General features: G+C 65.2%; 13 protein-coding genes and 3 pseudogenes. 9 read left to right on the top strand and 7 right to left on the bottom strand.

What is annotated here, in order from left to right; genetic code table 11:
- Nucleotides 1–38 precede the first annotated feature (38 nt).
- Entirely contained in the window at nucleotides 39–1,544 is a 1,506-nt protein-coding gene (locus G6N54_RS01825) for a carboxylesterase/lipase family protein (RefSeq protein ID WP_163788338.1), read from the bottom strand.
- 78 nt (nucleotides 1,545–1,622) lie between these two features.
- Here G6N54_RS01825 and G6N54_RS01820 point away from each other — a divergent pair, with 78 nt between their 5' ends.
- Both G6N54_RS01820 and G6N54_RS01815 read left to right on the top strand, forming a co-directional pair.
- The gene (locus tag G6N54_RS01820) at nucleotides 1,623–2,327 is read left to right on the top strand and encodes a hypothetical protein (RefSeq protein WP_163788337.1); all 705 of its coding nucleotides are present in this window, start codon (nucleotides 1,623–1,625) and stop codon (nucleotides 2,325–2,327) included.
- Between the two features lie 58 nt (nucleotides 2,328–2,385).
- On the top strand, nucleotides 2,386–3,393 hold the full coding sequence (locus tag G6N54_RS01815; protein WP_163788336.1) for an aldo/keto reductase: 1,008 nt from the start codon (nucleotides 2,386–2,388) through the stop codon (nucleotides 3,391–3,393).
- Between the two features lie 224 nt (nucleotides 3,394–3,617).
- Here G6N54_RS01815 and G6N54_RS30100 read toward each other — a convergent pair whose 3' ends face one another.
- From G6N54_RS30100 to G6N54_RS01800, 4 genes and pseudogenes are all read right to left on the bottom strand, one after another.
- Nucleotides 3,618–3,743, bottom strand: a complete 126-nt coding sequence (locus G6N54_RS30100) for a hypothetical protein (RefSeq protein ID WP_232073712.1) — start codon at nucleotides 3,741–3,743, stop codon at nucleotides 3,618–3,620.
- Between the two features lie 29 nt (nucleotides 3,744–3,772).
- Nucleotides 3,773–4,075 carry a Rossmann-fold NAD(P)-binding domain-containing protein gene (locus G6N54_RS30095; RefSeq protein WP_232073226.1) on the bottom strand — a complete coding sequence of 101 codons (303 nt, stop codon included), beginning with the start codon at nucleotides 4,073–4,075 and terminating at the stop codon, nucleotides 3,773–3,775.
- Nucleotides 4,072–5,283: pseudogene (locus G6N54_RS01805) on the bottom strand (cytochrome P450). Before G6N54_RS01805 ends, G6N54_RS30095 begins: the two are co-directional and overlap by 4 nt.
- Nucleotides 5,283–5,585 carry a hypothetical protein gene (locus G6N54_RS01800; RefSeq protein WP_179969148.1) on the bottom strand — a complete coding sequence of 101 codons (303 nt, stop codon included), beginning with the start codon at nucleotides 5,583–5,585 and terminating at the stop codon, nucleotides 5,283–5,285. Before G6N54_RS01800 ends, G6N54_RS01805 begins: the two are co-directional and overlap by 1 nt.
- A 93-nt stretch (nucleotides 5,586–5,678) precedes the next feature.
- Between G6N54_RS01800 and G6N54_RS01795 the strand changes: the two genes are divergently transcribed.
- Complete coding sequence (locus tag G6N54_RS01795; RefSeq protein ID WP_163788335.1) at nucleotides 5,679–6,305, top strand: TetR/AcrR family transcriptional regulator; 627 nt, start codon at nucleotides 5,679–5,681, stop codon at nucleotides 6,303–6,305.
- Between the two features lie 196 nt (nucleotides 6,306–6,501).
- Here the strand turns inward: G6N54_RS01795 and G6N54_RS01790 are convergent.
- Nucleotides 6,502–7,583 (bottom strand): annotated as a pseudogene (locus G6N54_RS01790) (NAD(P)H-dependent amine dehydrogenase family protein).
- Between the two features lie 389 nt (nucleotides 7,584–7,972).
- Here G6N54_RS01790 and G6N54_RS01785 point away from each other — a divergent pair.
- The 6 genes and pseudogenes from G6N54_RS01785 to G6N54_RS01760 all read left to right on the top strand — a co-directional run bounded on the left by G6N54_RS01785 (nucleotide 7,973) and on the right by G6N54_RS01760 (nucleotide 13,295).
- A complete protein-coding gene (locus G6N54_RS01785) occupies nucleotides 7,973–8,572 on the top strand; it encodes a TetR/AcrR family transcriptional regulator (RefSeq protein WP_163788334.1) in 600 nt (199 codons plus the stop codon).
- Nucleotides 8,573–8,800: 228 nt separating this feature from the next.
- Entirely contained in the window at nucleotides 8,801–9,517 is a 717-nt protein-coding gene (locus G6N54_RS01780) for a hypothetical protein (protein ID WP_232073711.1), read from the top strand.
- A 122-nt stretch (nucleotides 9,518–9,639) separates the two neighbouring features.
- Nucleotides 9,640–11,169, top strand: a complete 1,530-nt coding sequence (locus tag G6N54_RS01775; protein ID WP_163788332.1) for a nitric oxide reductase activation protein NorD — start codon at nucleotides 9,640–9,642, stop codon at nucleotides 11,167–11,169.
- A 22-nt stretch (nucleotides 11,170–11,191) separates the two neighbouring features.
- Nucleotides 11,192–11,955: pseudogene (locus G6N54_RS01770) on the top strand (AAA family ATPase); the annotation flags it as partial.
- A 165-nt stretch (nucleotides 11,956–12,120) separates the two neighbouring features.
- Entirely contained in the window at nucleotides 12,121–12,831 is a 711-nt protein-coding gene (locus G6N54_RS01765) for a hypothetical protein (protein ID WP_163794417.1), read from the top strand.
- A 32-nt stretch (nucleotides 12,832–12,863) separates the two neighbouring features.
- Nucleotides 12,864–13,295: a hypothetical protein gene (locus G6N54_RS01760; RefSeq protein ID WP_163788331.1), complete on the top strand. Its 432-nt coding sequence runs from the start codon at nucleotides 12,864–12,866 to the stop codon at nucleotides 13,293–13,295.
- A gap of 79 nt (nucleotides 13,296–13,374) precedes the next feature.
- Here G6N54_RS01760 and G6N54_RS01755 read toward each other — a convergent pair whose 3' ends face one another.
- Nucleotides 13,375–15,969 carry a sugar epimerase family protein gene (locus tag G6N54_RS01755; protein ID WP_163788330.1) on the bottom strand — a complete coding sequence of 865 codons (2,595 nt, stop codon included), beginning with the start codon at nucleotides 15,967–15,969 and terminating at the stop codon, nucleotides 13,375–13,377.
- Nucleotides 15,970–15,979 lie beyond the last annotated feature (10 nt).

Raw genomic sequence — 15,979 nt, 5'->3', positions numbered from 1 at the left:
TCCTCTGCCGAATTTCGCTGACGGTTTAGCGTGCCAGGTCACTGCGCCAAAGAGAAGCCTGCCCATGCCATCCGGCGAAGCGGGTGCGGATCGAACTCGATGCGGCTCTTACGGTCGAAGACCATCACCGCGCGGTCGTCGACGGTGTAGGCGGGCCAGTCGTCGCCCGGAATACCGGTGCGGCTGAACGCTCGCCACCGGCGTTGCACCTGGTTGCTAACCCGAAGTGCGGCGCGCTGATCGGCCGCCGCGGTCAGCAACGAGCCGAGTCGGGTTCGATAGAAATCGAACACGGCCAGCAGCTCGGTGGCATGGGTCGCGCCCAACCCCGACCAGCGCAGCATCCGCGGTGCGTAGTCGTAGCGATACAAGTACGTGGGCGCATGGCCGCTGTGCGCCTCGGCGAGCTGCCAGGCCGCCGAGCTGAACGCGAAGTCACCACCCAGCTGGATGCACGCCGAGGACGACGGGTACCCCGGGTATGCCGCGGTAATGCGTTCGCGGGCAGCCGGTTCCGCGTCGGCGAGCAACTCTTCGATCATCGATTGATTGGTGGGCAGCATTTTGAGGAACCGGGTGAACAGCCGACCTTCTTCGGCGTTGGTGCCCACGATGAGCGGGACCCGATGCGCCCGACCGGACTCCATCGCCTCGACCGGGTCTTCGGGCAGGCAGTCGTCGCCGATGACCGGGCCGATCGGGAAGGCGCCCAGTCTGCTCTCCATGCCCTGGTCGATCAGCCGGTGCTGGGCCTCGACGAGGTGGGCCGGCGATGCCTGCATCAACGCGTTGGCGGCATCCTCGGGGCGCGCGCCGAGCAGGTTGGCGAATCGTGCCGCGAACTGGGCCGAAACCTCTTTCGAACGCACCAGCCCGGACGCCGGACTTTCGGAAATCGCCCGGGCGAACAGGCCTTCGGCGGCCGGCACGGCCAACAACGTGGCGGTGATGCAGGCGCCCGCGCTCTCGCCGAAGATGGTGACATTGCCGGGATCACCGCCGAATCCCGCGATGTTCTCGCGGATCCACCGCAACGCCATCACCAGGTCGCGCAGGTAGAGGTTGCTGTCGATGGTGGTGTCCGCGGTGGACAAGGACGATAGGTCAAGACATCCCAGCGCGCCCAGCCGGTAGTTGACCGACACGTACACACAACCGCGGCGGGCCAGTGCCGCACCGTCGTAGAGCGGGACGGCCGAGCTGCCCAGGATGTACCCGCCGCCGTGGATGAAGACCATGACCGGCAGGGGTCCGTCGTGGTCTGCTTCCGGCGCGACGACGTTGAGGGTGAGGCAGTCCTCGCTCATCGGCTGGTATCTGCCGACACCGAGCATCGTGTAACGCCGCTGTTGGGGCGCGCAGCTGGTGAACCCGTGGCAATGACGCACACCCGACCAGGGCTGCACCGGTTGCGGCGCCCGAAAGCGCAGCCGCCCGAGGGGCGGGCGGGCATAGGGAATGAAACGCCAGCGGTTGACGCCATCTCGGCTGAAGCCTTCGACGATGCCGTTGGCGGTGCGTGCGCGGATAGTGCGCTCGTGCATACGCCGACGGTAGCCGACACTACGTATGTAGGGCGCGCGGAGCGACTAAATCCGCAGTGTGACGGATAGCCTGTTGGGATGCGAATGGCCGCGTTGGTCACACTCTCGGTACTGGTGGCCGGATGCTCGCACGGCGGCGGGGGCCAATCCGCGCAGAGCCAGACCCCGAACACGACGGCGGTGTCGGGTTTCTCCCCGACCAGCACGGTCTCGCCGGGGAACAAGCCGCCAGGGCCCGCTGCCGCACCGGCGGCGGGCGCGCCGATCTCGGACGTCATCGCTTGGATCGAGGCAGGTCATCCCACCGATCCGGCCCGCTATCACGCCGTTACCCGCGACGGAGTCACCACGCAACTCGGCAACGACGTCGCGTTCACCGTGGCGGCCAACCCGCCAGGCCGCCCCGTCGCGTGCACGACGGATTCCGCGCATACCGGCGGCGCGCTGATCTGTCTGGTCGACCTGGCCAATCCCCCGCCCCGGCCGGACACGGCCTACGGCGAATGGAAGGGCGGCTGGGTGACCTTCGACGGAGCGAACCTGCAGGTCGGGGCCGCCCGCGCCGATCCGGGTCCGTTCGTCAACGGCAATGGCGCCGAGTTGGCAAGCGGGGACACGTTGTCCTACGACGACTACCGCTGCCGCGCCGACCAGGCCGGCCTGTTCTGCGTGAACTACGCCCGCCAGTCGGCCGCGCGGTTCGGCGGCGCGGGGATCCAGCAGTTCGGCTGCCTGCGGTCGGTGCCGCCACCCGACGGCATCGGGATCGCGTTCGGCTGCTGAGGATTTTTTGACGCAGTGCCGGTGTTCATCACGTCGGACCCGGGCGAGGAGGACAGCCATGCCTATTGCAATTCCCACCGTCGACCTTGGTGACGGGCTGAGCGTCAGCGCGATCGGATTCGGCGCGATGGCGCTGACGCCGGTCTACGGCGAGGTCGACGACGCCGAATCACTTGCCACCCTGAATCATTGCCTCGACCGGGGCGTCACCTTCATCGACACCGCCAACATCTACGGCGGCGGGGAGAACGAACGGCTGATCGCCAACCTGCTGGCGAACCGCCGCGACGAGGTAACTCTGGCAACGAAATTCGGTATCGCCGGCAATCCGCTGGACGGTTCCCGGGCGGTGCGGGGAGACGCCGGGTATGTCCATGAGTGCATCGACGAAAGCCTGCAACGACTGAACACCGACGTCATCGATCTGTACTACATGCACCGGCGCGACCTCGACGTCCCGATCGAGGAGACGGTCGGCGCAATGGCGGAGCTGGTGGCCGCCGGCAAGGTGCGGCATCTCGGATTGTCCGAGGTGACCGCCGACGAGCTGCGCGCGGCGGTCGCGGTACACCCGATCGCGGCCGTGCAAAGCGAATGGTCGGTGCGGAGCCGCGACGTCGAGCGCAATGTGGTATCGGCCGCCGCCGAGTTAGGCGTCGGGTTCGTGCCGTATTCGCCGCTGGGGCGCGGCTTCCTCACCGGGACGGTCCGCTCTGTCGCCGACCTGTCGTCGTCGGCCGACTTCCGAAGCCGGATGCCACGATTCGCGCAGGGTGCCCTGGATGCGAATCTCGCAGTCGTGGACGTGGTGACGTCCATCGCGGAGGAGCAAGACGCAACCGGCGCGCAGGTAGCACTGGCCTGGCTGCGTCAGCGCGGCGAACAGCTGGGCGTCACCAGCGTCCCGATCCCCGGTACTCGTCGGGCAACGCGAGTGGACGAGAACGCCGGCTCGCTCGCGGTCACCCTGACACCAGAACAAATGGCGGCGCTGGACTCTGCCGGGTCCGTGGTTACCGGCGACCGCTTCGAGGACCTCAGCTGGGTGTCGGCAGGGCGCGAGTAGGGCCGCTAATTCGCTTGCTGGGCCGTCCTCGATTGACAGCTCGGGACTGTAGAAGCCCTTCGTCCGTCCGACGAAGAACCGCGAAACATGCCCTGCGCCAACGGTATAGATTTCACCCGACACCGGACAATCCTAGTGGGTCAAATACGCCGCCACCGGAGCTACCAGACTCGGATCCAGTTTCTTGAGGTACTGGGTCGTCAGGTCGTCGAGCACGGCCTGCGCTACCGCGCCGGCCGGGGCGCGGCACCGTCGATCGAGTGTGTCAGCATCCGCGTATAGGCGATCGGGGCCACGGCGTTGACCCTGATGTCGTGGTTCGCGCCCTCGGCGGCCATCTCCTCGAACAGTGCATCGCGAACGATTCCGGCATTGTTGATCAGAATGTCGACTCGCCCGGTATCAAGGCGGTGTCGATAATCGCCTGTCCACCTTGCGGACTGGTCCCACTGTGGCTGTCCGCGACGGCGTCACCGCCCAGATCGCGGATCTCTTGTGCGGCAGCATCCGCCGCTTCGGTACTCGATCCATCCCCGGACACCGAGCCGCCGATGTCGTTGACGACGATGCGCGCACCACGAGAGGCCAGCAGCAGCGCGTACTGCTTACCCAAGCCGCCACCGGCGCCCGTGATGACGGCGACCTGACCGTCGAATCTCAATTGGCCTGCGAACGTCGTCACCAGCTCACCGGAAGTTCTTTCATGCCATAGATATCGGCCTGTTTGAATTTCAGCTCCTCCGGCGATACCGCCAATCTCAGCCCGGGCAAGCGCCTCGCCAATGTGGTGAATGCGGTCCGCATTTCGACGCGGGCCAGGTTCGCACCGACGCATTGGTGTACGCCGTAACCAAAGCCCAGGTGACCGCGGGTATTTCGTTCCACATCGAAGAATTCCGGATTGTCGGTGAACTCGGCGTCCCAATTCCCGGCGGGAAGATTCATCAGGACCATGTCGCCGGCGTGGATCAACTGGCCGCCCAGTTCGAAGTCCTCGGTCGCCACCCGATCCACCTGGCTGTGCACGATGGACAGATAACGCATCAGCTCTTCGACGATGTTGGCGACGACGGCGGGATCATCGGTGTCGCCGAGTAGCTTGAAGATCTCGGGACGTTCCAGCAGTGCAACCGTTCCCAGCGAAATCATGTTGGCGCTGGTCTCGTGGCCGGCCACCAGCAGGGTCATCCCGGAGAAGGCCGCCGTCTCGCGGTTGAGCTAGCCGGTCACGACGTAGTCGGTGACCAAGCGGCTGATGAGGTCGTCGGCCGGATCTTGTTCCTTGTGCGCCACCAATTCCAGCAGGTACCCGAACATCGCAGCACCGGCTTGAGCTTTTTCGTCGTCGGACGCCCTGGTATCCAACCCGACTGCCGTGTATTGCTGGAAGGACGCGAGATCTTCGGACGGCACCCCCAACAGTAGGGCGATTACCAATGACGGTACCGGCAAGGCGAATTCACGCACCAGGTCGGCCGGCGCGCCGGTGCGGATCATCTCGTCAAGGTGCTGGTCTACCAATTCCTGGATCTGGGGCCGCATCGCTTCGCAACGCCGGAAGGTGAAGTCGCCGGTCAGCATGCGCCGCAACCGATGATGCTCGGGGTCGTCGACCCGGGCGAACATGACCGGCGTGTTGTCGGTGTTCTTCTGCCGCAGGTACTCCGGAATGGTATCGGCGGACAGACGCGGGTCGACCAGCGCCGCCCGGATGTCGTGGTACCGGCTCACCACCCAGGCCGGTTGGCCGTGGTACACGGCCCGTCGCAGTCCGGGTTCGCGGCGCCAGTCGGCGAACTCAGCAGGCGGATGCAACGGGCAGTGCGCGGCGCGCGGTACCGGTATCACCGGAAGATCCGTGTCGGGATTCAGATCGGAAGATGTTGACATCAGCGGAGTCTCCCGATCGTTGAGCTTGCCTTCGGGTGTTCGGATCCACGTCCGATCACCAATGACGGTACCGGCAAGGCGAATTCGAGCACCACATCGGCCGGTGCGCCCTTCTCGATCATCATGTCCTGGTAGTGGCCGACCACCCAGATCGGGCTGCCCTGAAACATCGCCTTGTGCGACCCGGGCTGTTCCCGCAAGTCCCCGAACTCGGCGGGTGGCGCAAGCGGGCCCCGCGCGGCCCGGGGAATGGGCAGTACGGGAAGGTCGGCGTCAGGGCGCACTTCGGAAGTTGTTGACATAACCCATGTTTCCCGTTACCTGGCAGTTATCTGCCAATTATGCGAGCCTAGAACCGCCGTTGTCGCCAGTCAACTGTCAGTTAGGCTGTGACGATGACAGCGCTGGAAGATCGGCAGTTGCGGGCGGACGCGGCGCGCAACGTCGAGCGCATTCTTCGCGCCGCGCGCGACGTCTACGGCGAATTGGGCCCAGATGCGGCCATGGAAGCGGTAGCGCACCGCGCGGGTGTCGGTGAACGGACTCTGTATCGTAGGTTCCCGACCAAAGGTGATCTCGTCCGCGCCGCCCTGGATCAGTGCATTGCCCAGGATCTCACGCCGGCCATCGCAACTGCTCGCGGCAGCAAAGACGCCCTGCGGGGCCTTACCCAGCTGATCGAAGCCGCGATATCGCTTGGCGCTCATAACCAGAACCTGTTGATCGCTGCGCAGCGGGCCGGATCGCTGACCGCCGATATCTCGGACTCACTCAACGATGCGCTCACCGAATTGGTCCGCCGGGGCCAGCGCGCCGGTGCCGTCCGCGCCGATCTGGTCGCCGAGGACATATTGCGGTTGATCGCGATGCTCTACAGCGTGCTCTCCACCATGGACCCGAACAGTGACGGCTGGCGCCGCTATGTCGCCCTGATGTTGGACGCGATATCGACCGGCGAACGGCAACCGCTGCCCCCGGCGGCTCCCTACCACATGTCCGAGCCGGATAGCTGGCCGTTATAACCTGCTCTGTAAGCATCGGTTGATCGTCAGCCCGGCATCGACCTGGCCAACCGACATTCGATCCGCGGCAGGGATTGGCAGATGTCGACCAGACATAACGTCCGCTCCCTCCTGCGCCAGCCGTAGCGCTTGGCTGCGCCGGCCCGATACCTCGGGCGGCATCGGTAATCAGATTGCGGTCACCGGCAACGCGCACCTAGTGCTGACTCCACATCGCCCCGCGCATCGTCGCGGACAGCGGAATGTCCTCCACCGCGACAAGGCCCTGCGGCGCGCGACACACCCAGTCGATCGCATTGACGGCACGGCCGGCCGTCGAGATGCAGCCGGCATCGGTGGAATCGAAGAGCGGATGGGACACATGGGTGTTGATCTCCACCCGCGGTTCCCCCTCCACGACGACGCGGTGCACACCGGTGTGACCCTCCGGTGGAAACTCCCAGTCGGCGCCGCGGCGGTGGTGAGCCTGGTGACGTGCTCAAGGGTGATCACCGGCTTGCCCTCACGCACGCCTTCGGTCGCAAAGCGCACCGCGCCCATCTGTCCCGGCTCCACCGTCATCATCGTGCAGTCGATTCGTTCCGGCGTATACCAGGGTTCGACCCGCTGGCGCACCTCGTCGAGCTTGATGTCCAGATTGTCCGCAAGGCTCCGGGCCTGACCACCCCACATCGACACGATCACCCCGGGCAGAAACATCATCGGCGTATCGTCGTCTTCAGTTGATCCGAACCCCATTGCAGCGCCGGTGAATTCGGCATCATCGTAGTTTCCGCAGTCGAAGATCTCCTGCACGGTGATCGAATCCACCCGGGTGGTCAGGCTGACCGCCGCGTGCACGAGTGTGTCGCCGGAGAAGCCGGGGTCGATGCCGTTGACGTAGAGCGAGGTGTTGCCGGCCGCACAGGCGCGCTGCAGGGGCTTGCGCAACCAGTCTTCGGCGTGGTGTGGCGTGACCAGCCAGACCATCGAGGTACCCACGACGTTGGTGCCCGCAGCGAGGAACTTGGACATCTGCTCGATCGCTTCCGTCGGCCGCGTCTCACCCTGAGACGTGTACACCACGCAGTCGGCGCCGAGGTTCACCAGGGCGTCGACGTCATCGGTGGCGACAATGCCGGTCGGCGCGTCGAGGCCGCACAGCTGCGCTGCGTCCCTGCCGACCTTGTCCGGCCTGGCGGCGTGCACGCCGACCAGTTCCAGGTCCGGCCGCCCGATGATCGCCCGCAACGAATGCCGGCCCACGTTTCCGGTCGAGAATTGAATGACTCTGCGCATCGTTACCTCATCTTCCCGTGGCCGATACTGTATCGATTTCAGTCTGGCGCAGGGTCAGTAATCGGGTATCGGCAGCGGCGAATTCGAGTCGATGCCCGGGTAATGCCCGCTCCGACACCTTTCCCGGCTCCCCTAACGATCGCGACCTGGCCGTCCAGCCGGAATTGTCCAACGCCATGCCGGGCTCCTCTGGTCGCATGTGACGTCCGCGCCGCTCAACCTCTGAAAGCCATGCTGACTAAAGTCACTCAATATATCGGGTAGTCATGTGCCATATCGCGGGGAGATCGAGAATCTCCAAGTAGCAAGCCTTTTTAGAAGGGGCACGGCATAATGTTCTGGTTAGCCACAACACTCTTACATGAGTCAGGTCAACCGTGAGGAAAGAAATGGCTGTCACGGATCGGGTGTCTGCGCGAGAGGCCAAGCGCTTGCAGACGCGGGAGCGCTTGATGGGCGCCTCGATCGCCGAATTCGCCCGCGCCGGGATTGCCGAGGCTGACGTCAGCGCGATCGTTGCCGCCGCAGGAGTGGCCCACGGGACCTTCTTCTTCCACTTCCCCACCAAAGAACACGTACTGCTGGAGCTTGAACACCGGGAAGAGGCGCGCATTGCCAAACAGTTCGCGAAATTCCTGAAGTCCGAGCACGACCTTGCTTCCGCCTTGGACGAGGCGGTTCGCCTGGTGGTCGGATTGGAACACCGACTGGGCTACCTGCTCTTCAATGACTTTCTCGCGCTGCACTTCTCGCAAACCCGTCCGCCTACCGAAGACGGCGGGGATCATCCATTGGTCGTCTTGGTGGCGCAGGAGATCGCGCTGGCCCAAGAGCGCGGCGAGGCGGACCCGCACGCCAATCCGATGAACAGCGCGGTTTTCTTCTTGCTCGGGCTCTACGCGCTGTTGATCACCACGAACCACTGGCCGACCGGCCACAGCCTGCTGGAAGATTACGTCGCGAGAAACCTGCGCAGTCTTCGGCCGTGACCCAGGCTGACTTCAATCAGATTACTTGTACCGTTACCATCCTTGACCCGGCGCAACGGCGTCGTTAATCAGCTGCAGGCAACCAGTGTCCGGTCAGGACTGGCGTAGTCATATACAGCTCGATAGCTATATTGCTGACTTAAGTCAGTGCTATAGCCCGGAAGCGTACTCAACCAGCCTCGACGACTCGGAGGGTTCGTGAACCTGCCGAAGCCGCGCCAGCGCGATGTGGGCGGCCCTGCCACGGCCGTCGCCGCAAGCGAGGCTGCCCCGGCGGACCTGAGTTTCGATCAGCATCTGGAGCGATCGGAGCTCGCGCAGCGCCGAGCCGATAAGTGGCTGATCTCCGGCAGCCTGCTGATCGGCACGGCGGCCTTGGGTGTCTTCGGGCTGCCGCTGTTCCTGCGGGGTGTGCAGTTGCTGCGCCGCGCGCAGCGCGATGGGCTCTCGGTTCGACCGATGCTGGTCACCTTGCTCGGTTATCTGGTCATCATCGACGCCGCCATCAACACCGTGGGATGGGCACTCGACCTGGTGGCAAACCACACGATTCTGGCCCGCGTGCTGCTCAACGGCTGGGGCAACATGTTCGACGCGGGCTACTTCTGGCACTACAACGAGCTGTGGGTGGGCGGCGCGGCCGGTCCCGGCGAAAAGGCCATGGAAGTCGGCCTCATCCTGACCGTCTTCACGATGCGGATCGCCGCTGCCATCGGGTTCCTGCAGATGAAGCGGTGGGGCCATCAGTGGATGGTCATCACCTGCTGGATGGGCGTGGTGATTTGGTCCGCCTACATCTTCAACATGACGATGTTCGCCGACGTGCGCTACGCCGGCGTCGTGCTGCCGGTGGTCGGCTGGTGGCTCTACGACATCTTCTACATCACTCCGTTCCTCGCGATCCCGTACCTGCACACCGTCAACCGCGAGCTCTTCACCGACTGAAAGCGGTCAGATCATGGATTATGTAATGGGAGATCCTTCGCTATGTCGCCGCCTGGGGCGGTACCGGACTGATCATCTGGTTCTGGTACTGGATGTTCTCCAACATCGGCACGTTCTGAGCGATGACCGACGGCCCCGATGTCCGCGCCATGTCACTGGAACGAAGTTGCGCGGTGACCGCCGTCGCATTCAGTGGGCAACGCCGCGAAGGTGCCCGGCTGGTCACGGGTGGCCGGCGCCGATTCGGGCTCAATACGGCGCTGACCTTCGTTCACGTCCCCTACCCCACGCCGCCCGACTGGACCCGCAGAACGCTGACATGTGGGGTGGCCCTGCAATGTTCGCCGTCGAAAGAGCGTGTTACCGAGTATCGGCTGAACGAGCTGTCGGCGCGCGAACTGAGCGCGCTCACCCTCGTCGAAGCCGAGGTCGCCCTGGGTTGGATCACATCCCAGTGGCCGGGGCTGGTACCCGAGATCCGGCGCGCACTACCGGAACTGGATGCGCATGACGGTGAGATGCCTGGCCAGGAGATGCTCGACCGCGCGCTTGCGCTGGCGGCCACCGGGCGACCGTTGACCGTTCCTGCTCTGCTTGGCGACTTACCAATGGCCTACACGGCGCCGCAGGGTCTGACCGACAAGCTGCGACGCAGCTTCGGCCGGATGCCCTGGACCACCACGCAGAAGCGTCTGCCGCGACCGTACTCGGTTGCCGTCGGCGGCGACGGCGGTGTCCGCAATCCGAACCTGCCACCGCCGAGCCGCCCGCAGGACAACAATCTCGATATCACACCGGACCACCGGCCGGGGATTCCGTATCCCGAATGGAACTCGTGGACAAAGAGTTTCATGCGCGACCACGTTGCCGTCGTAGAACACGCCGACGGCCGGCGCAGCCGCCGCGCGGCGCCGATAGCCGTCGACGTACGCAAATGGTTCGAAGAACACACGCATTGTGCGATGAAGAATCGACTCGAAGACGGCTCCGATCTGGATGTCGACCAATACGTCAACCACTACATCGACCTGACGACCGGCGAGGCCAAGGAACCGAGGGTATTCCGCGACTTGCTGCCCAGCAGCCGCGACGTCACCACCGCGTTACTGCTCGACGGCAGTTCGTCATTGGGCGTGCACGGCGGCCGGGTCTTTCGGCTGGAATTGGCGTGTGCCGACGCACTTTCCCGCGCGATGAACCGCGCTCGCGAGCGTCATGGCATCTTTGTCTTCACCGGAAACACCCGGCACCGCGTCGAAGTTCGCTGCCTGAAGGACTTCGAGGATCGACGCTTCGTGCGGCCGGGCGCTCTCGGGCTGCAGACCGGCGGGTACACCCGGCTGGGTGCGCCACTTCGGCATCTGACCAGCAGGCTGCTCGCCCAGCCGTCCGAGCGACGGCTGCTGATCGTCATCGGCGACGGCTTGATCTCCGATGAAGGTTACGAGGGCCGCTACGCCTGGGCCGATGCCGCGCACGCGGTCGAGGAGGCGAACGACGCGGGCGTGTCGCTGTACTACGTCGGGGTCGGAGCTACCCGGGTCGATCCCCTCCCGGAAGTGTTCGGGCCCCGTCGATCCCAGCGGATCCGACGCATCGAAGAACTCCCGCGAGTGCTAGCCCACGTGCATCGTGAGCTGGTCGCCGCATGAGCCACGTCCGACAGGGGAACCGATGAGCACCGACACATACTTCGCGAACGGCAACGAAGTCCAGCTTTTCGAGCTGGCATTTCAGCGGCGCCTGCCCGTGATGCTCACCGGTCCGACCGGCTGCGGCAAGACCAGGTTCGTCGAGCACATGGGCGTGCTGCTGCGACGCCCCGTGGTCACGATCAGCTGCCACGACGACCTCACCAGCTCGGATCTCGTCGGCCGCTTCATGGTGACCGGGGGTGACGTCGTGTGGACCGACGGGCCGCTCACCCGGGCGGTGAAGGCCGGCGCGATCTGCTACCTCGACGAAGTGGTCGAGGCCCGGCACGACTCGCTGGCGATCCTGCATTCGCTCACCGATCACCGTCGCGCCCTGTATCTGGACCGGGCCGACGAAGTGGTCAGCGCGCCAGCGACATTCATCTGGTGTGCTCGTACAACCCCGCGTACCGCAGCTCGCTCAAGGAACTCAAACCATCCTTGCGCCAGCGGTTCGTCACGCTGGGGATGAACTATCTGCCCGCCAATCGCGAGGCCGAGGTAATCGTCGCCGAGACCGGCGTGACAATGACGACGGCCGTGCGACTGGTGCAATGCGCGATCGCCATCCGCACCGCGGACGACGCTTTTCACTTCGAGCCGCCGTCCACCCGGGTACTGGTGACCGCGGCACAGTTGATCGCCGCGGGCGCAAGCGAATTGGAAGCCGCCGACGCGTGCATCCTGGCACCGCTGAGCAGCGACGGCGCCATCAACGACGGGCTGCGTGAAGTCGCGGCGGCCCGCCGGCCACCTCGAGAAGCTGAGAAAGGAAGTACTCGTCATGAACCAACAGGAGCAGAAACGCAAGAGGGCGCTGATCGTCTTTCAAATAGTCATCTACGGCTACCTGCTGGTGATGTTCGGGGTCCAGCTCTACATGTCAGTTGCGCGCGGCTGGTGGGACCTATGAATCTGCCTCTGCTCAAAAGCAATCCAGAACCGGGTGGCTCCGTCGGCCTGGAGGAGCATCACGACGAATCCCGGCTGGCGCAGCGGAGTGCCGACAAATGGATGATCGTCGGCGCCGCCTTGATGGGCATGTGGGCTCCGGGCCTGATCGGATTTCCCATCTTCATGCGCGGCGTATGGCTGCAACGTCAAGCACTGCGCGCCGGTCTGTCGGTACGGCCGATGATCGTGACCCTGATCGGCTATCTGACCCTGATCGACGGCATGCTCAACAGTCTGGGCTGGTCACTGGACCTGATCGCCAACCACACGCTGATCAACCGGGTGCTGATGGTCGGCTGGGGCAACATGTTCGACGCGGGCTATTTCTGGCACTACAACGAACCCTGGGTCGGCGGCGCGGCGGGGCCCGGTGAAAAGGCCTATGTGGCGGGCTTGATCCTCACCGTATTCGCTATGCGAGTGGCCGCGGCGATCGGCTTCCTGCAAATGAAGCGGTGGGGTCATCAGTGGATGGTCATCACCTGCTGGATGGGCGTGGTGATTTGGTCCGCCTACATCTTCAACATGACGATGTTTGCCGACGTGCGCTACGCCGGCGTGGTGTTCCCGGTCGTCGGCTGGTGGCTCTACGACATCTTCTACATCACTCCGTTCCTCGCGATCCCGTACCTGCACACGGTCAACCGCGAAATCTTCTCGGACTGAAGCTGGCTCGACGGAGCCTAGAAAGGTAAGCCATGACCACCACGTCACCCACCGACGAAAAAGAACGGGCCGCCGACCTCGAGCCGGGCACTACGCCGTACTACGCGCGCATGCACAAATGGATCAAACGGGCCGTCTTGGTATGCCTGGTGGCGCTCGTGATCGAAGGCGCCTTCACGTTGCCGTTCATGGCGGTGTACTACGGCTACCCGACGCTGAGCCTGACGGAGATCTGTAGTGAGCTGCTGAAGATTCGGTACTCCAACGACACCCTGGAGTGCAAGTACCCCTACCCGCCGTTCGGCCCGCCCGAGGGCGCCGAGGGTAAGGCCACCGCCCAGGACGTGTGGGGTATCCAGCCGATACCGAAATACCACCGGCTGGGCTTTCGCGAACTGGTCCGCATCCACAACGACAGACTGGCTCGTCAAGCCGCACAACAGCATTCGGCGCCGCATCCATGACGTATCGCGTCATCCAGTGGACGACGGGTGATGTCGGCACGACCAGCACGTTGCCGCGGCTGCCGCTGCGAATCCTGGCTCAGAGCACCTGAATTTCACCGGTGGTTCCGTCGACCTCGATCAGCGCGCCCGACGGCAACGCCTTGGTGGCTCCCTCGACGTCCACCACACAAGGGAAGCCGAATTCGCGGGCCACCACCGCCGCATGCGACATCGGACCACCGAGCTCGGTCACGACGGCTGCCGCATAACAGAATGCCGCCGTGTAGCCGACATCGGTGACAGCCGCGACCAGGATCTCGCCGGGCTGCAAATCGTCGATGGTTTCGGGCCGCACGATCCGAGCCCGGCCACGCACCCGGCCCCCGGACACGCCGACACCGCGTAGGGTCCCGCCGCTGGTGAGAGCCGGCGACGACGTCGTGGTGGGTTCCCAGGCCCCGCTGAACACCGTCGGAGGAGCGATGGTGACCAGTCGGCGATGCTCGGCCCGGCGCCGTGTGACCAGGGCCGCGACGTCGGCTGGCAGGGCGTCGAGCTCGTCGACCAACAGATAGAACGCATCGTCGGGGCTGCGAAAGATTCCGGCATCGACCTGCCTGCGCCCGTACTCGCGCAGCAGACCACGCAGCACCCAGTTGGCCCGCACCACCTTGTCGCGACGGGCCTCACGGTCACGGAGTTGGCGTGCGGCCATCAGCGCTACAGGCTTGGCCCGCAACGGAATCCGCGGGTGCAGCGGCTGCGACGAGCCAGGTGCACTCATCGCTCTGGCTACCATGCGGACCAAGAGCTCCGGATCGTCGGCGTAGCTGGTTGACAGCATCTCGAGCTCTGCCGGGCCGCGGTGCCCGATCAACGCCAGCTCGGCCAGCACCGCGGAATGAAACTCTGGCGCGTCGACGGCCAACTTGTCCAGCCGCTCCCCCGGTTCGTTCAGTATCCGAGCCACGTTCGGATCCCGCTGTGCCGCAATCACCAGTCGCTGCATGGCCTCGACGGAACGGGCACTGACCAGTTCCGGCCCTGCCGGCCCGAAGGTGTCTCGCCCGCATAGGCCGCGCAGCAACACATTGAACGCCGCGCACAGCATGAACGAGGCCGAGGCCAGCACCCAACCGTGCACAACGTGATCGCGCGCCAACACGATCAGGCTGGCAAGCCGGCGATCGTCGAGTTGGGTCACGTCGTCGGCCAGCCGTTCCAGCCGGTCGACGTCGGCGATGAAGTCGTCAGTGTCGCGCGGGGCGCCCGAGCTCAAGCCCACCAGATTGACACCGAACACCCCGATATTGCGGCCATTGCGCAGTTGCCTTCGCGCCCAGCCGATTTCGGCCGGCCGCTGCTCACCGAAGATCGGTAGCGAGGCCATGCTGGGGCCGAAGAACCCGCTGTTACTGACGATCATCGACGGCTTGGCGAACGGCACGGTCTCGGCCATGAAATGCGCGGAGGTGATCGCCCCGTACAGCCGATGCGCGAACACCGCTACGGTGCGCATCGCTATTTCGCGCTGCACCATCCCGCCCGGCCGCAGCCGCCCGGCGATCGTGACGCCGCCGGCACGCAACCCGCGCACGGTCGCCGACGCCGAGGCGGGCGAGAACGGTCCCGGTAGCGCCTCGGACAGGTTGGTGGCCAGGAAGGTGGGAAAGCGCGGGTCGATCGGGGTGTCGAATTCGCCGTTGTCTCCCGGCGGGCCAGCCAATCTGGGCGGCACACCATCGTCTGCTGCCGCGTCGACGGCGGGCAGGTCCGGTATGTTGGCCAGTCGCCACGGCAACGCCACGATTCGGTTGCCCAGCGCGACGCGGCCGCGCACCGCCAGCGCGAAGTCCTCGACACATTCGTCGCAGTCCCAGGCCGGCTGGAATGCCCACTGCTCCCGCAGCCGCGAAGTATCCATCAGCGGGGCGCTTCGGACCAGATCCAGCTCCGCGTGTCGTCCCCACACCCGCAACGGTCCGCCAAGCCGGATGATCGGGCGCCTCAGCGCGGTTGCGACCTGACGGAACGTCTGCTCACCGGAGGCGGCGAGATTAATTGGCCCGTCGGCGATGTCGGTGTCCACGACGGCGCGGGTGAATACCCGCAGCGCGTCGTCGAGGTGGACGACTTGTATCGGGCGATCGCTCGACCCGTCGGGAAACGCCGGCGACGCCAGCAGTGCTCGCGCCCAATTGTCGACGTTGCGGCCGACGATGAGCGCGGAGCGGATCGCGATCCATTCGGCGTCCGAGGCGCCTAGCAGGCCCTCGACGCGGGCCTGGTGCACGCCGTCGGCCGACACCGGAACCATCGGCTCCTGTTCGGTTTTCCGCGTATCGGCGCGGCCATAGACGTGCGCGGACGACGCGAAAACGATACGCCGAGAACCGGTCTCGGCCATCGCCTGCAGGACGTTGCGCGTGCCACCCACATTGACCTCGTGGCCGATACGCTCGTCGGGCCCGGGGCAGCGTGCCCACGCGAGATGTGCGACGACATCCGCGCCGGCGATCCCGCGGGTGACCGCGCCCGCGTCCCGGATGTCCGCCTCGATGAAATCGGCCGCACTCGACCAGCTTTCCGGCCGGCGCCGGGCGATTCCTACGACCTCGTGACCCTGGCTGAGCAATCGGGCGGTGAGACCGCGGCCGAGCACACCGCTGGCGCCGGTGACCGCGATTCTCACTGAGTTCCGA

Origin of the sequence: Mycobacterium stomatepiae (assembly GCF_010731715.1) — a bacterium.
Lineage (GTDB): Bacteria > Actinomycetota > Actinomycetes > Mycobacteriales > Mycobacteriaceae > Mycobacterium > Mycobacterium stomatepiae.
This window is presented reverse-complemented; position numbering and strand designations above follow the sequence as displayed.

Excerpts from the sequence above, each read along its gene's own strand:
- G6N54_RS01795 (WP_163788335.1), top strand. The coding sequence starts at position 5,679 with ATGACAGCGCTGGAAGATCGGCAGTTGCGGGCGGACGCGGCGCGCAAC.
- G6N54_RS01820 (WP_163788337.1), top strand. The coding sequence starts at position 1,623 with ATGCGAATGGCCGCGTTGGTCACACTCTCGGTACTGGTGGCCGGATGC.
- G6N54_RS01765 (WP_163794417.1), top strand. The coding sequence starts at position 12,121 with ATGAATCTGCCTCTGCTCAAAAGCAATCCAGAACCGGGTGGCTCCGTC.
- G6N54_RS01775 (WP_163788332.1), top strand. The coding sequence starts at position 9,640 with ATGACCGACGGCCCCGATGTCCGCGCCATGTCACTGGAACGAAGTTGC.
- G6N54_RS01825 (WP_163788338.1), bottom strand. The coding sequence starts at position 1,544 with ATGCACGAGCGCACTATCCGCGCACGCACCGCCAACGGCATCGTCGAA.
- G6N54_RS01760 (WP_163788331.1), top strand. The coding sequence starts at position 12,864 with ATGACCACCACGTCACCCACCGACGAAAAAGAACGGGCCGCCGACCTC.
- G6N54_RS01815 (WP_163788336.1), top strand. The coding sequence starts at position 2,386 with ATGCCTATTGCAATTCCCACCGTCGACCTTGGTGACGGGCTGAGCGTC.
- G6N54_RS01800 (WP_179969148.1), bottom strand. The coding sequence starts at position 5,585 with ATGTCAACAACTTCCGAAGTGCGCCCTGACGCCGACCTTCCCGTACTG.
- G6N54_RS01785 (WP_163788334.1), top strand. The coding sequence starts at position 7,973 with ATGGCTGTCACGGATCGGGTGTCTGCGCGAGAGGCCAAGCGCTTGCAG.